The sequence below is a fragment of the Cellvibrio polysaccharolyticus genome (assembly GCF_015182315.1).
In the GTDB taxonomy this organism is placed as follows: Bacteria; Pseudomonadota; Gammaproteobacteria; order Pseudomonadales; family Cellvibrionaceae; genus Cellvibrio; species Cellvibrio polysaccharolyticus.
The window spans coordinates 245971-261838 of record NZ_PRDL01000001.1 but is presented as its reverse complement, the minus strand read 5'-3'; the positions used below and the strand labels follow the sequence as shown (position 1 = coordinate 261838).

Sequence of the window (15868 nt, the reverse complement as noted above, 5' to 3'; positions counted from 1 at the left end):
TTGATCTATGGATCGTTTGGGCTACACCGCCATGACTGCGGCAAACCGCACCATGACCTCGTTACAGGTGCACGCGAACAACCTGGCCAACGTCAATACCACCGGTTTCCGCGCCGATCTGGAGCAATCCAACGCGCTGGCGGTGAACGGCTACGGCTATGACACCCGCCATATGGCACAGGTACAAAACAACGGCATCAGCCTTTCACAAGGCCCGTTAATGCCCACCGGGCGCGAGCTGGACGTGGCCATTAAGGGCAAAGGCCTGATTGCCCTGGAAAGTGGCAACGGCGAGGTGTACACCCGCAATGGCAACATGCAGATCACCCCGGATTTGCAACTTACTATCAACGGCCGACCGGTGATGGGCGAGGGCGGCCCTATACAGTTACCCGAGTACGACCGTCTGCACATTGGCAGCGATGGCATGGTATCGGTACAGCCCCGTGGTGAAGCCATGATGACCGAAGTCGGCCGTATCAAAATGGTCGATGTTGCCGCCGCCGATCTGATCAAGGATGCCACCGGCATGTTGATCACCAAAAGCGGCCAGCCAGCGCCAATCGCTGAAGATTCGGTATTGGTAAGCGGGCATCTGGAAGGCAGTAACGTGACCGCGATTGACCAGTTGGTCGCCACCATGAGCCTCAATCGCCTGTTTGAAACCCAGGTAAAAATGATGAAAGCGGCTGAGGACTTATCCCAGTCCGGCAACCGCATGATCCGCGGCAGTTAATCGGAGTAATTGTTATGAGTTCAGCACTGTGGGTTAGCAAAACCGGCCTCGCCGCTCAGGATAAAGCCATGGCCACCGTGGCCAATAACCTGGCTAACGTCAATACCACCGGTTTTAAAAGTGACCGCGTGGTGTTTGAAGATCTGTTTTATGCCATCGAAGTTCAACCGGGCGCCCAGGCCGACCAGATCAACACTGTGCCTTCCGGTATCCAGTTGGGCAGCGGTGTGCGTGTTGCCGGTACCCAGAAAGTGTTTACCGACGGCAATTTGCAGCCTACCGGTCAACCGATGGATCTGGCCATTATCGGCAGCGGCTTCTTCCAGGTGGAATCACCCGGCGGCGAAGTTTTCTACACCGAAAGCGGCCAACTGCAGCTGAATGCCGAAGGCGTTATCGTCAACACCCAGGGCTTGCCGCTGGTGCCGGCCATTGAAGTGCCCAACGGCAGCAAGAGCTTTACCGTAGGTAGCGACGGCATGGTTACCGCCATTCTGCCGGGCGAAACCCTGCCCGCCGAACTGGGCCAGATTACGCTGGTGAACTTTACCAACCCGGCCGGCCTTGAAGCGCTGGGCGGCAACCTCTACCGCGAAACCATTTCCAGCGGTGAGCCGGTAGAAGGCATTGCCGGTGAAGAAGGCATGGGCACCATCAAGCAGGGCGTACTGGAAGGTTCCAACGTGCAAGTGGTGGAAGCTATGGTGTCGATGATCGCGATTCAACGCGCTTACGAAGCCAACGCCAAGGTGCTGGATGCCGCCTCCGGTATGCAGCAGTTCCTTAACCAGACCGTTTGAGTTCAGCTGATGCGCTTTTTTCTGCTCTTTGCCTCGCTCGCGCTGCTCGGTGGTTGTCAGTCGCTGAAGTCTTCGGTCAATACTGAAGACGCCAGTGAGTACCAACCGCTGGCGCTGGATTACAGCCTGCCGCCGCCCACCAGCGGCGGTCTGTTCCGCGCCGGTTACAGCGGCTCGCTGATGCAGGACAAACGCGCGCTGCGGGTGGGCGATATTCTGACCATTGTGCTGGATGAATCCACCCAGTCCAGCAAAAGCGCGGGCACCAGTTACGGCAAATCTTCCAGCGCCGGTATCGGTGCCCCCACCGTATTTGGCAGCACCATCGATGACCTGGAAGTGTCGGCGTCGGCCAAACGCGATTTCAGCGGCTCGGCCAAAAGCTCCCAGCAAAACACCCTGCGCGGCGCCATTGCGGTAACCGTGCATCAGGTCATGCCCAACGGCACTCTGCTGGTAAAAGGTGAAAAAGCGCTGCGACTTAACCAGGGCGATGAATACATTCGCCTCACCGGTCTGGTGCGTTTGGACGATATCAACCGCAATAACCAGATTTCTTCGCAAAACGTGGCCAACGCCAAAATTTCCTACGCCGGTCGCGGCGCATTGAATGAAAGCAACTCCGCCGGTTGGCTGACGCGCTTCTTCTCTCACCCCTTATTCCCGCTGTAACCGGAGCTGACCCATGCGTTTTTTGCTGCACACTTTGCTCACCGGGGCGCTGCTGATAAGCACCGCAACAGCGCAGGCCGTACCCTTGATGGATCTGGTCGACGTAGAAGGCATTCGCGAAAACCAGTTAATTGGCTACGGCCTTGTGGTGGGGCTGGATGGCACCGGCGATAAAAACCAGGTGCGTTTTACCAGCCAGTCGGTTGCCAACATGATCAAGCAATTTGGCATCAATCTTCCGGCTAATGTCGACCCGAAGCTGAAAAACGTTGCAGCAGTGACCATCACCGCCAGCATTCCACCGTCTTACAGCCCGGGGCAAACGGTTAACGTCACCGTGTCTTCGCTGGGTGATGCCAAAAGTCTGCGCGGCGGCCAACTGCTGATGACCCCGCTGCTGGGTGTAGACGGCGAAATTTATGCCATGGCACAAGGCGCCATCGTAGTCGGTGGCCTGAATGCGCAGGGCAACAGCGGTTCCAGCGTTACCATCAACAGCGCCAACAACGGCCAGATTCCCAACGGCGCGATTATCGAGCGCTTGATCCCCAGTGACTTTATTGAACGGGAAGATGTGGTACTGACGCTGCGCAAACCCGGCTTTCAAACCGCCAGCCGTCTGGTTGAAGCGGTAGATGCCCAGTTTGGCAGCGGCACCGCCGTTGCACTCGACGCAACGCGCATTTCGGTGCGTGCGCCCCTGTCCAGCAACCAGCGCATCAGCTTTATGGCAATGCTTGAAGAAGTGGATGTGGATGAAGGCCGCACCCGCCCGCGCGTGGTGTTTAACAGCCGCACCGGCACCGTGGTGGTTGGCCAGGGCGTACGCGTTAAGGCCGCCGCCGTCGCTCACGGCACCCTCACCGTTACCATCGGTGAAACCCCGCAAGTCAGCCAGCCGGGGCCATTCTCACAAGGGCAAACTGCTGTGGTGCCGCGCTCCGACATCCAGGTCAGCCAGGACACCAACGCCATGTTCAAATGGCCGGAAGATGCCAGCCTCGACAGCATCATCAATACCGTTAACAGCTTGGGCGCCACGCCCGATGATGTGATGAGCATTCTGCAAGCACTGGAACAAGCCGGTGCACTGAACGCCGAGCTGATTGTTATTTAAACGCGAGCCTTTTCATGAGCATTGTTTCCTTCTCATCATCAATGAATAACCCGCAGCGCAATGACGCGGGGGTTAGCGGCGCCCGCACCAGCTCGCTGGAATTTGCTGCCGAACAATTTGAAGCCCTGTTCCTGCAACAGGTGCTGAAGCAAATGCGTAAAGCCGGTGATGTGCTGAGTGCCGATAACCCGATGCGCAGCCGCGAACTCGATACCATGCGCGATTTTTACGACGGCATGCTGGCCGAAACCCTCGCCAGCAAGCGTCAGACCGGTATTGCCGACATGCTGGTACAACAGCTGTCCGGCAATCGCGACCAGCTGGCGGCCATTGACGAGGCGGCGGTGTCTGCCCGCGGTGCCGACCTGCCACAGCGCTCCATGAGCCTCAGCGATCCGCTACGCCAAACCTGGCAGCGCGGCACCGAAACGATCAGCAATGTCTGGCAGCGCGGTTTTGCCAATTTCCGCTCACTGGTCAACAGCATTATTCAGCACGAATCCGGTGGCCGTGTGGATGCCGTCTCGCCGAAAGGTGCGCTTGGTGTTATGCAACTGATGCCCGACACCGCCAAAGACATGGCGGTAGAACTGGGCCTGGCGTTCAGCGAATCGCGCCTCACCCGCGATGCCGGTTACAACACCCAGCTGGGCAGCGCCTACCTGAAAAAAATGCTGGACCGTTACGACGGCGAGCAAACCCTCGCAGTAGCCGCCTACAACGCAGGTCCCGGCCGGGTAGACGAATGGCTGCAACGCAATGGCGACCCGCGCAACGGCAATATCAGTGTCAGCAACTGGATTGAGCGCATTCCCTTTCGCGAAACCCGCGATTACGCCCGCAAAATATTCAATGACATGCAGGCCGCAGCACCGGCAGCCCCTGCGCCAACCACGACCGCAGCACTAACGTCTGTGAAATTTAATACCAGCGCCGATTCGGTCGCCTTACAGGAAAATACCAGCCATCAGTCCCGATCTGCCGCCTTTGCCCGCCAGATCCGGATTGACCAGACAGAGAACGGGTTATGAGTGTCATAAACCAGATTGCCTACAGCGGCGTACGCGCAGCGCAGGTCGGTCTTTCTGCCACCGCGCAGAACATTGCCAACGAAAACACGCCAGGCTTCAGCCGTTTGCAAACGGTGCAGTCGTCCATGGCGGGCATGAGTTCACTCAACGCCGGCGGCGGCGTGCAGGTAACCAGCATTCGTCGTCTCTCCGATGATTTTCAAAACCAGCAACTCTGGCGCGCTACCACCGAGCAACATTACTACGGTGCCTCGCAGCAATATCTCACCGCGCTGGAAGGCCTGATGTCGGGCGATGGCTCCAGCATCAGCGTGGGTCTTGACCGCTTTTTTGCAGCCCTGAGCGAAGCCAGTGCAACCCCCGGCTCCATGGCGCTGCGTCAGCAAATCATCAGCGAAACCAAAAACCTCAGCCAGCGTTTTAACGGCCTGAATAGCAACATCGATTCCCAAATCACAGCGCTGCACGAACAACGCAACAACATGGCCACCGAGATCAATGGCCTGACCGAAAACATCGCGCTGCTGAACAAAAAAGTCGTTGAAACCGAATCCATCAACGGCGACACCACCGCCTTGCGCGACCACCGCGAACAGCTGATCAAAGACCTCAGCAAATTTGCCTCGGTGCGGGTACACGAAACCCCGGATGGCTCGCTTACCGTATCCATGGTCAACGGCCAACCGCTGGTATCGGGCATTTCCGCCGGTCAACTGCAAGTGAGTAAAACCCTCAGCGGTGAACAGGAAGTATCCCTGTCGTTTGTCGGCACCAAATTTCCGCTGCAGCAAAACAATTTCGGCGGTGCTTTTGGTGGTTTGTACAACGTGGAATACAACAACCTGCGCCCGGCGCAAGACGCGCTGCACGATATGGCCCGCGAATTGACGGCGATGGTTAACAGCACGCTGGCAACCGGCTTCGATTTGAATGGCGCCGCAGGCCAACCGCTGCTGCAATACAACGCGGGCAGCACCAGCGCCATGCTGATGGTCAACGATGTCAAACCGGGTGAATTGGCCTTCTCGTCAGTCACCGGAGAAACCGGCAATAACGAAACACTGTTGGCACTGCTGGAATTGAAAGGGCAAAACATCACCGTTAACGGTAATCAGGTCACGCTCAACGATGCCTATGCCGGCCTGTTGGGCGAAATCGCCAGTACCAGCCGCCAGAACCAGGCCGATTTGAAATCAGCTACCTCGGTCACCGTACAGGCGCAGTCCCAACGCGACAGCGTCAGCGCGGTCAGCCGCGAGGAAGAAGCCGTTAACCTGATGACTTACCAGCAGGCGTTTCAAGCCAATATGAAAGTGATTGCTACCGCCAACCAACTGTTTGATGAAATGTTGCGAGCTTTCTAATTACTTATCCGTAATCGGTTTTACGAGACATAAACCATGCGCATTACCAACAGCCAGACCACTGCTTTAATGCAGCACGCGATGAACGAAACGTCCGCGAAAATGGCGAAAACGCTGCAGCAAATGGCCACTGATAAACGCCTGTTGTTGCCATCGGACGATCCTATCGCCAGTGTGCGGGTGTTGCGGGTGCAGCGTGAAGAGGCCAGCCTCGCACAATACCGCACCAATATTGCCAACGTTTCCAGCAACCTTTCCATTCAGGAAGCCAACCTGCAATCGGCTTCCGATTCCATGCTCAACGTGCGCGATTTGCTGTTGTGGGCCGCGAACGGCTCCAATGCCGCTGAAGATCTGGCCGCCATGGCCGGTGAGCTGGAAAACCTGGAAAAAACCATTCTCAGTTTCGCCAATGTGCGCGACGAAGAAGGCCGCTACGTTTTTTCCGGCACGCTCAGTGACTTGAAAACGGTCACTTATGATACCGCCACCGGCACTTACGCCGTTGCCGGCAATGACAAACACCGTCAGGCGGCCGTTGCCAACGGTGTCTTCGTCGCTGAAAATACCACTGCCCTGGAAATCTTCGGTGCCGACATGGGCATGCTGAACGAAATACACAGCCTGGTAGCCACCTTGAAAGACCCGGCGCTGGACACTACTGATCCGGCAGTGCGCCAGCAAATCACCGACACCCTGGCAAAGCTCGATGACACCCATGGTAAGCTGCTCGGTACCATTACCGAGATCGGTGGCCGCCAAAATACGCTAACCTTGCTCACGGACAGCAATGAGGAAGTGTCGCTGGTTAACCAGAAAATTGAGGGTGAATTATCGCGGCTCGATTATGCCGGCGCGTCCATTGACCTCAATATGTATCAGATGTCTTTACAGGCCACCCAAAAAACCTATTTGAAAATTAATGAGCTGTCTTTATTCAGCCTTTTATAACCCACAAAATTCATGATGAAGATTGAGAAGCAGCTACCGGCCGCGACCGGGCTTGATCCGCGTCCAGGCGCCCAACCGCAAGTGCCCATGGCACCTGCCAAACCGCGCGCCAGCGAACCACGCCAGGTTGATACCCGCCCTGCTGAAAAGCTGTTAAGCAGCGGTTCCGGCTTTAATATCCAGCTCAATCAACAGCTGTCTTCCATGCAATCGGCTGACCGCTATCTGGGTGAGCTGTCAGAACAATTATCGGCGCTCAAACTCAGCATCAGCCGACAACTGGCATCACCGCAAACGCCCGCCGAACGCGAATCCATCCTGCGCTCCTTGCAGCAGGTAAACACCTTGCTGGAGCAACGCAGCAAACGCTCCGGCAACTCGCTGGATGCCACACTGAAGGTTCGCCTTAATGAACCGCTGCGCAGCCGCTTTACTTTACAGGGGCTGGATTCCGTTGAGAAACTGCAAGCCTCCGGTCGCGAAACGCTGATCTTTACCGCCGGCCGGGCCTTGCCGGAACCTGCGGTGGTGGTGCTGGATGATGACATGGGCGTGGAGCAAATCCTGCGCCGCTTCAACAGCAGCCTCGGTATTGCCGGCATCCGCGCCGAGCTGGACCAGGACGGCGCGCTGCAATTTTCAGCGCCCGAGCAAAACTGGCAACAGTTAAAAGAACAACTCAAAGTACGCGGCGAAGACAAACTCTTTGCCAAAGACGGCTTCACCCCGCTGGAAAGCTTTGAAGAAGGTTTTACCGGCTTCAGCGAAAACCTCGCCAAAGAATCAGTGCGCGAACTGCGCCAGCTGCTCGACTCGGTGGTGGCCGCTCTGGATCGCGTTAACACCATCCGCGACCAGCTCAACCAACGCCAGGACGATGTACGCGATTTTCTCGCCCGTCAGGAAAGCGCTAACGAAAAGCAATGGGCACTGCAATTTGCCAGCTCGGTATTTAATACCGAAGGCCGCCAGGGAAAGTATTCGGTAACAGCACAAACGGTATTGGCACAAGCGAATCTCACCCGATTTGCCGTCGTCAGCCTGCTGTCCTGACGCTAACCGCGGCGTAGGCACCCTTACCGGTAACCACACCGCACGCGAACTTCATCCCACACGTCGTGATTAACATGGTTTGGTTTATGAACATATCCCATCCAGGCTCGCCGCATTCATCCACCGATCGCACCCGGCGGGCGGCCAAACGTAGGCTTTTTCTCGCAAAAGTTGTAACATCGCTGTCCGATAAATTGGCGTGTTTTTGTACAACCTGTGCGCGCCTGGGTAGCCAACTCTCGACAAAACGATGGTGGGGAAAAGCGATGGTGTATGTCGAACGGGACCAGCAACAACGTCTGCTTCGGGTTTCTTATGAACCCTTTGAAGGAATGAATGAAGTTCTGGCGATAGAAAGCCCGGAACTGCACGACTGGCTGAAAACCAAAGAAGAAGTCAAAGCACGCCTCGACAGCCTGAACAGCTCCGATCTGGAACTGGTGCGCGTGCTCGAAGATGTGGTGATCGTATTGGTCGATCGCGGCGTAATCCAGTACACCGACCTGCCCGAAGCAGCACGCACCAAACTGGACCAACGCGCCATCGCCCGCGCTGACCTGGAAGGCCTGACCCACGAGGTCGACGTCAAACCCTGAGCGCCCGTTTATCCCGCTAACCCGCGCCACCCGCCTTAAATATCTCCGCTCATCCCGCCATCCCGGCGGGAGAAACCTATTCTCTCCCGCAAACTGCTAGTATCTTTCCACTTGAAACAACCCCGGGGATCTGCGCTCACCGGAAGCGGCATTTCGTATGCGGTGCACGAACTCCCTGCCGATCTTCACCGTTAACGCGAAATAACAATAACTTCACATAAGGATATCGGTCGTGAAAAAAATATTCTCCGTATTGCTCGTTATCATTCTAACAATCGTCGGGTTGTGGCAACTCTCGGGTTCACGCAACTATCAGATAGTCGGTGAACTCATCTCCCGGGTTAATACCCATGAGCGTCTCATAGCACTTACCTTTGATGACGGGCCTACAAAAAAACATACCGACAGCGTACTCGCAATGCTTGCCGAGCATGATGTCCCGGCAACGTTTTTTGTCACCGGAAAAGAAGTGGACATATTTCCTGACGAGGCGAGAAAAATACTGGCAGCCGGGCACCAGTTAGGCAACCACTCCTGGTCGCACCCGCGCATGGTTTTGAAATCACCCGCGTTCATTGCAGAAGAAATAGAAAAAACGGACGCGGCACTTCGTGCTATTGGCTACCAGGAAAACATCCTGTTCAGACCACCTTACGGAAAAAAACTCTTCGTATTGCCCTGGTACCTGCAAAAAACCGGACGCACCAGTGTGACCTGGGATATTGAACCGGAAACCTGGCCGGATGTAGCTAAAAGCGCCCAAACCATTGCAGAACATGTTATTGAAAATGCCAAACCGGGTTCCATTATTTTATTGCACGTTATGTATGACAGCCGTGAAGAATCCAGAAAAGCATTGCCTTCAATTATCAACGGACTGAAAGAGCAAGGATATACTTTCGTCACTGTGTCCGACCTGATAGAAAATAGAACCCAATAATGAAAATTGATGCCGAGGAATGAAAAATGCAAACAAGTTATAACAGCAACATATCTTTGAAGCGGATGAATTATTGGTATAAACCGCTATTATTTTTTGTCTGCATCCTGTTTCTGCCGCCTTTAACAAATGCGCGTGAAATAGCGCTGACGTTTGATGATGCTCCCACGCCGGATTCAGCATTGATGACCGGCGCTGAGCGTACACAAAAAATTATCTCGGCATTGCAAGAAACCGGGGTGAAGGATGCGTTGTTTTATGTAAAAGCGGGTTTCATAAACCCGCAAAATGCTGAGCGATTAAAACAATACACTGCGGCGGGTTTTCATTTGGCCAATCACAGTTTTAGCCACCAGTCGGCCAATCAGATCGACGAAAAAGCGTACCTGATGGATGTGTATCATGCGCATCTTGCCTTGAAAGACTTTGACAACCTATTGAACTATCACCGCTTTCCGTATCTTCACTATGGCAATGATCTGGTTGCTATCAATAAACTGCAGGACTTGTTAGGTGAGCTTGGTTATAAAGATGGATATGTCACCGTTGATAACTTTGATTGGTACATCAGCTCGTTAATCACCAAAGTAGTTGAAGAGGGAAAGCAGATTGATTATGACAAAACCCGGGAATTTTACGTAAATACCTTGTACGACACTATTGAATTTTATGATGCCGTAGCACAACAAACCTTGAAGCGCTCACCCCGCCATGTATTGCTATTACATGAAAACGATGCAGCAGCGTTATTTGTGGGCGACTTGATAAAACACCTGCGCAACAAAGGCTGGAACATCATTTCTCCGCAACGCGCTTATGAAGACCCCATTGCTGAAAACTTTCCCCAAACAGCGTTTCACAAGCAAGGCAGAGTAGCCGCCATTGCCAATAGCAAAGGCGTTGCAGAGTCGGCGTTGCGCCACCCCGCGGAGAATGAAGCCTACTTATTAAAGGCTTTTGATGATGCCGGCATCATCATCAAAACCGGGGAGACAAAAACCGGTGTTGCAGAAACAGAGTAGGGGCTGCCCTGTAGAGGAATTGCGCGAGCTTTCCTGCCTCAAACCCGCTACTATCTCTACCTGTACAACGGAGGGAACCTGTCCGGTAAAAAGCCGGCAATCAACCCAGCCATCCCACCTGAGACCACACATCCCATGGATAACTATGCCGTTTATGTCGCGGTAGCCGCTGCAACCATTGCCTTGCCTGGCCCTGCCGTTATGTTGACCATCAATAACTCTATTCAGAGAGGATTGTTAAAATCGCTGGCCGGTATCTCCGGCATTGCGTTAGCCATTTTGCTGGTGGCGATTATTTCTGCTACCAGCCTGGGCATTATTCTGGCCAGCTCGGCGTTTGCTTTCACGGCCGTCAAACTGATCGGCGCCTGTTATTTGATATATCTGGGTGTGAAAATGTGGCGCACCAACGTCACCGCCCATTTACCCACCACCATCAATGAAAGCTCGTTATTGAAATGCTTTGTGCAAGGTTTTCTGGTGTCGGCATCCAACCCGAAAGCGATTGTTTTTTTTATGTCTATATTTCCGCAGTTTATTGATGTGTCCGCATCTTACGTACCGCAATTCGCGTTGCTGGCGGTGACCTTCAGTGTACTGGTCATTATTATTCACACGCTTTACGCGCTGTTTGCATCGCTCGCCAAAAGCAAACTCTCCTCGCCCACCAACCGCCGGTTATTAAATAAAATAAGCGGTGGCGTATTTGTGGGTTTCGGTGTTGGCCTGGCAGCCTCGGGTAAATAAGTGTTTCCCGGCTGCGCCCATTAACCGCAACCGGGATGGCCTGATACCACAGGCATTGGGCAATGCGCGCCGTGGAATCAGGCCATAAGAGAAATTTCGCCAGCGCTGTATTAATGAGACGTGGCGATAATCACTTCATCTCCGTTACGGATGGCATCGGGTGGTGTCACTATCACCCGGTCATCCACCGTAATACCCGCCACAATTTCTACCCTGTTGCCTTCATCCCGACCTATTTGCACCGGCTTGAGCGTGACCAGATTATTGCTATCAATGGTCGCTACCGAGGGTGTCTCGTCACGGTACAAAATCGCACTGCCAGGAACTTTAATACTTTGCGCTGTGGACAAGGTAAAACTCACCTGCGCATAAGCGCCGGGCAACAAAATACCTTGCGGATTTTCCGCCTGCAATTCCACCAGTAAAGAACCCGACTCGCGATCTACTGCACGGGCACTGCGGCTTACCTGCGCAGTAAAGGTGCGCTCGGCATACCCCGGCACAATTAAATGAGCAAGTTGGCCCACTTGCATTTGCGCCGCATAACTTTGTGGTACCCGAACATAAACACGCATGCGCTGAGTATCCGATACGGTAAAGAGCGGCCGCGTTGCTGCGTTCCCGGCCACCACCAGATCACCCAACTGCGCTGAACGGCTGGTCACTACGCCGGCAAAAGGTGCAGTCAGTTGCGTAAAACCTTGCAGTGCTTCGAGGCGTTGAACATTCGCACTGGCAGCACGGGTGGCAGCCGTTTTTGCTTCGGCATCATTTACCCGCTGCTCGACTTCTTCACGGGAAATAGCGCCGCTGTTGCGCGCCATTAACGAGTTGGAACGCTCGGCCATACTTTGTGCATTCTGTTGTTCTGCCAGTGCAGTGGCGTAATCTGCTTTAGCTTGTGCCAATTGATGCAGCAACTCGGGTGCATCGAGAATGGCCAACAGCTGTCCTTTTTCTACACCATCGCCGATGTCTACCAGCCACTCTTTAATATAGCCATTGGTTTGTGCATAAATGGCAGCGCTGTTAAGCGGTTCGAGGTTGCCAGGCAACACCAGCGTAGCAGGCCCTTCTGCCAGCCCCGGCGCAACCACCGCCACCGTGGGCATTGCCATAGTGGCAGCCTCTTTACCCAGGGCAATGTTGGCGTTGGAGCGTTGCATAATGCCCCAGCCGGCCAATATAAAACCTGCCACACAAACAACAATGCCAATCTTTAACAGCTTCTTTTGAAAAAGAGCGACATCCACTGAATCGTTTTCATGGTGATGGTTATACATGAGTCGGCATTAACTCCGAAGAAGGTTGTGATGGATGTTGATCCGCTTTTACGTGGCGATGCGCCAGGCTGAACAAAGTGGGAACAAAAAATAAAGTCGCGATAGTGGCAGCGATCAAGCCGCCGATAACCGCCCGCCCCAAAGGCGCATTTTGTTCAGCGCCTTCACCAATACCCAGAGCCATAGGAATCATGCCGACAATCATCGCCAGCGCTGTCATCAATACCGGGCGCAAACGCACGTAACCGGCTTCCACCGCCGCCTGAATGGCATCACCGGTTTCGGCAAGCCGATCACGGGCAAAACTCACCAATAAAATCGAATTGGCGGTAGCCACACCCATGCACATAATGGCACCGGTTAATGCAGGAACCGATAACGGCGTAAAAGAAACGAATAATATCCAGACAATACCGGCAAGCGCCGCCGGCAATGCTGAAATGATAACCAGCGGGTCTTTCCAGCTTTGGAAGTTCACCACGATCAACAAATAGATCAACACAATCGCGCCGAGAAGACCATAACCCAAACCGCCAAAAGCAATGTTCATGGTTTGATACTGGCCACGCAGCGTAACGCTGGTACCCGCAGGCCGTTCGGTTTCCAGCTCGGCAATAATCGCGTTGATATCGGCCGCCACCGCACCCAGATCACGCCCCTGAGTGGTGGCGAAAATATTGATCATCGGTTGAATGTTGTATTGCGATACCACCGGCAAAGTGGTGGAGCGGGTAATACTGGCGAGACCACCGAGGCTTTGTGAGCCGTTATTATTCGTCGCGCTGGAAACAGGAACATTTTCCAGATCACTGATGTTCGACATAAAATATTCCGGCACCTGGGCAACCACCGGATAGGAAACACCGTTAGCCGGGTTAACAAAAAATACCGGTGCAGTTTGCTGCGTACCCGCCAGAGACGCGCCCAGACTATTGGTAACATCGCGCGCAGTTAATCCGTATTGGCCAATACGCGAACGGTCAATATCAATATTAAGTTGCGGTGCGCTGGCGGGTTGCTGAATACGTGCATCCGCTACACCAGGGATAGTTTGAATACGGTGCAACAACTGCTCGGCAAATGCGCGGTTATTCGTCAGGTTGCGGCCGGTAACCTGCACATCCAGTGGCGCCGGTGAGCCGAAGTTTAAAATCTGACTGGTGATATCCGCCGGTAGAAATGAAAAACTCGTGCCGGGAAAAAGCCTCGGCAATTCCTGCCGCAAGCGCGCAATATGTTCGGCGGAACGGTTACCCGGTTTGAGGCTGATCATGATGTCACCATCCTGCGGGCTGATGGTACCGGAGGTGTTGTAGATCATATTCAGCATACTCACCGGCATACCGATATTATTGATAATGGAATCCAGTTGCTCGGCGGGAATAAGTTCGCGAACACTGCGTCCGATCATTTCAAAGCGAGCGGCACTTTCTTCAATTTTGATACCCGCCGGCATACGAACGTGCATCAGAATACTGCTGGAATCCACCGCCGGGAAAAAATTTCTACCCAGAAACGGCACCAACAAAAATGACACCAATACCAGGCCCATAAAACCGATAGCAAATAATCGACGCGTAGCCAGCACACCCCTTAGCGAAGCCGTATAAGCATCGCGCAGCCGCTCAAAACCTGCTTCAAATTTCTTTTGAAAATGAATAAAGGGGGCAAGTATTCCATGGCTTCGCGCAGCCGATGAAGGCTCATGATGATGCTCTGCCGCGCCGTGAGGCTTTAACAGATACATGGCCATGGTTAACACCAGGGTGCGCGACAACAGAAAGGATGCCACCATGGCAAAAATAACCGACAACGCCATGGGCACGAATAAAAATCCGGAAATGCCCGGCAGAAAAAACATGGGCACAAACACAATACAAATACACAACAGCGCTACGAACACCGGCACCAGAATTTCTGAAGCGCCGTCCATAATTGCCTGGGTAACGCCTTTTCCTTCACCGAGGTGACGCTCAATATTTTCAATGGTGACGGTGGCTTCATCCACCAGAATACCAATCGCAATGGCCAACCCGCCCAGGGTCATGGCATTCAAACTTTGCCCGAACATGTTGAGCACAGCAATCGCTGCAAAAATGGACAAAGGAATGGACGCAGCCACAATCAATGTAGCCCGCCATGAACCGAGGAATAACAGAATCAACAACGAGATAAGGGCGGCAACCAGCAAGGCTTCATTCACCACGGTCATCATGGAGGCGCGCACAAATACCGATTGGTCGGCCACCGGTAGCACTTCAATAGACTCGGTCAATCCTTCAAGAATCTGCGGCACCATGTCTTTCACGCCTTCTACTACCGAGAGTGTGGACGCAGCACCGTTTTTCAGAATCGTCAGCAATACCGAACGCGAACCTTCAACGTGCACGATATTTTGTTGCGGGCTGCTACCGTCACGTACCGAAGCAACATCCCGCATATAGATCGTCGCACCGTTAACAACCTTTACCGGAATATCACCGAGGCCTTGAATAGAGTCGGGGGCGTTATTGAGTTTGACGTTATATTGCTGCGAACCGATTTTTATAAAACCGGCAGGGCTTATCTGGTTTTGCGCAGCAATCGCCGCACTCACATCGGCTGCCGATAACCCGTAGGATTGCAACGCAACCGGGTTAAGATCAATTTGAATTTGCCGTTGCTTGCCGCCAGACGGCAAAGGCATGGCCACGCCAGGCAATGTGAGCAACTGGGTGCGAATTTGCGAAGCACCCAGGTCATTGAGTTGTTGCTCACTCAAACCCTCGCCCGATAAGGCCAACTGCAAAACCGGCACCGTAGACGCGTCATAATTCACAATAAATGGCGGCGTGGTGCCCGGCGGTAATTGTCGCAACATGGTTTGCGATACCGCCGTTACTTGCGCGGTGGCGGTACGAATATCAACGCCCGGTTGGAAAAAAATTCGCACAATACCCATGCCGGTCATGGACTGACTTTCAATGTGCTCGATATCGGCAACGGTTGTGGTCAGTGCACGCTGATACGGCGTAATAATACGATTGGAGACATCTTCCGGAGAAAGACCGGTATAGGTCCAGGAAACGGCGATAACCGGAATGCGGATAGACGGAAAAATATCTACCGGCATACGCAGGGTGGCGAGCGTGCCAAAGATGGCAATCAAAATAGCCATCACCACAAACGTGAGCGGCTTCTGCAAAGCAATTTTAGTCAGAGCATTCACACAACAAACTCCGTATGTGTTGGCAAGTGAAGAAACGGGGTTAACCCTACTGAAAAAACATCAAGAGTTTTGAAAAACATCTCTGGCGATGGAGATGGCTGACATAACCTGTTCCAGCTCCGAATGGATCACCAACTGCATAATGGCTTCGTTGATTTCACACTCGCTGAAACCCTGATCGCGTGCAAAAACCAGATGCGAGCGAAGTTGCCCGGCAGATCCTTTTTGCACCAGCGCGCCAAGGGCAATAAGGATGCGGTCGCGGTGGGAAAGTGTTGAGCTTTGGATTAGAGCGATCATCTTCTTAACTCCAACAAGGATTGGAACATCAGCTAACCGGAAGTTATG

At 53.6% G+C, this 15868-nt stretch carries 15 protein-coding genes; 12 read left to right on the top strand and 3 right to left on the bottom strand.

The genetic code is table 11. The features are described from left to right. The first annotated feature begins 7 nt into the window (after positions 1-7). From C4F51_RS01145 to C4F51_RS01090, 12 genes are all read left to right on the top strand, one after another. Positions 8-736: a flagellar basal body rod protein FlgF gene (locus C4F51_RS01145; RefSeq protein WP_193906412.1), complete on the top strand. Its 729-nt coding sequence runs from the start codon at positions 8-10 to the stop codon at positions 734-736. Between the two features lie 14 nt (positions 737-750). Next, positions 751-1536, top strand: a complete 786-nt coding sequence (gene flgG / locus C4F51_RS01140) for a flagellar basal-body rod protein FlgG (protein ID WP_193906410.1) — start codon at positions 751-753, stop codon at positions 1534-1536. A 9-nt stretch (positions 1537-1545) separates the two neighbouring features. Then, positions 1546-2208, top strand: a complete 663-nt coding sequence (gene flgH, locus C4F51_RS01135; RefSeq protein WP_193906408.1) for a flagellar basal body L-ring protein FlgH — start codon at positions 1546-1548, stop codon at positions 2206-2208. 13 nt (positions 2209-2221) lie between these two features. Beyond that, positions 2222-3325 carry a flagellar basal body P-ring protein FlgI gene (locus C4F51_RS01130; protein ID WP_193906406.1) on the top strand — a complete coding sequence of 368 codons (1104 nt, stop codon included), beginning with the start codon at positions 2222-2224 and terminating at the stop codon, positions 3323-3325. Between the two features lie 14 nt (positions 3326-3339). Then, on the top strand, positions 3340-4356 hold the full coding sequence (locus C4F51_RS01125) for a transglycosylase SLT domain-containing protein (RefSeq protein ID WP_193906404.1): 1017 nt from the start codon (positions 3340-3342) through the stop codon (positions 4354-4356). Next, positions 4353-5720, top strand: a complete 1368-nt coding sequence (gene flgK / locus C4F51_RS01120; RefSeq protein ID WP_193906402.1) for a flagellar hook-associated protein FlgK — start codon at positions 4353-4355, stop codon at positions 5718-5720. Before C4F51_RS01125 ends, flgK begins: the two co-directional genes overlap by 4 nt. A gap of 36 nt (positions 5721-5756) precedes the next feature. Continuing rightward, on the top strand, positions 5757-6671 hold the full coding sequence (gene flgL / locus C4F51_RS01115) for a flagellar hook-associated protein FlgL (protein WP_193906400.1): 915 nt from the start codon (positions 5757-5759) through the stop codon (positions 6669-6671). Between the two features lie 12 nt (positions 6672-6683). Then, positions 6684-7724 (top strand): hypothetical protein, encoded by a 1041-nt coding sequence (locus C4F51_RS01110; protein ID WP_235992250.1) that lies wholly within the window; start codon positions 6684-6686, stop codon positions 7722-7724. Between the two features lie 86 nt (positions 7725-7810). After that, positions 7811-8320, top strand: coding sequence for a hypothetical protein (locus tag C4F51_RS18050; RefSeq protein WP_235992249.1), 510 nt, complete (start codon positions 7811-7813; stop codon positions 8318-8320). Positions 8321-8552: 232 nt separating this feature from the next. After that, on the top strand, positions 8553-9260 hold the full coding sequence (locus C4F51_RS01100) for a polysaccharide deacetylase family protein (protein WP_202987578.1): 708 nt from the start codon (positions 8553-8555) through the stop codon (positions 9258-9260). A gap of 26 nt (positions 9261-9286) precedes the next feature. Continuing rightward, on the top strand, positions 9287-10282 hold the full coding sequence (locus tag C4F51_RS01095; RefSeq protein ID WP_235992248.1) for a polysaccharide deacetylase family protein: 996 nt from the start codon (positions 9287-9289) through the stop codon (positions 10280-10282). Between the two features lie 135 nt (positions 10283-10417). Then, entirely contained in the window at positions 10418-11029 is a 612-nt protein-coding gene (locus C4F51_RS01090) for a LysE family translocator (RefSeq protein WP_193906398.1), read from the top strand. A gap of 110 nt (positions 11030-11139) precedes the next feature. Here the strand turns inward: C4F51_RS01090 and C4F51_RS01085 are convergent, their stop codons facing one another. Genes C4F51_RS01085 through C4F51_RS01075 form a run of 3 tightly spaced genes read right to left on the bottom strand, consistent with a single transcriptional unit; the run spans position 11140 to position 15820 of the window. After that, positions 11140-12312, bottom strand: a complete 1173-nt coding sequence (locus tag C4F51_RS01085; RefSeq protein WP_193906396.1) for an efflux RND transporter periplasmic adaptor subunit — start codon at positions 12310-12312, stop codon at positions 11140-11142. Continuing rightward, positions 12305-15520 (bottom strand): efflux RND transporter permease subunit, encoded by a 3216-nt coding sequence (locus C4F51_RS01080; protein WP_193906394.1) that lies wholly within the window; start codon positions 15518-15520, stop codon positions 12305-12307. The genes C4F51_RS01085 and C4F51_RS01080 overlap by 8 nt, the downstream gene beginning before the upstream one ends. Positions 15521-15580: 60 nt before the next feature. Next, entirely contained in the window at positions 15581-15820 is a 240-nt protein-coding gene (locus C4F51_RS01075; RefSeq protein ID WP_193906392.1) for a carboxymuconolactone decarboxylase family protein, read from the bottom strand. Between the last annotated feature and the right edge of the window lie 48 nt (positions 15821-15868).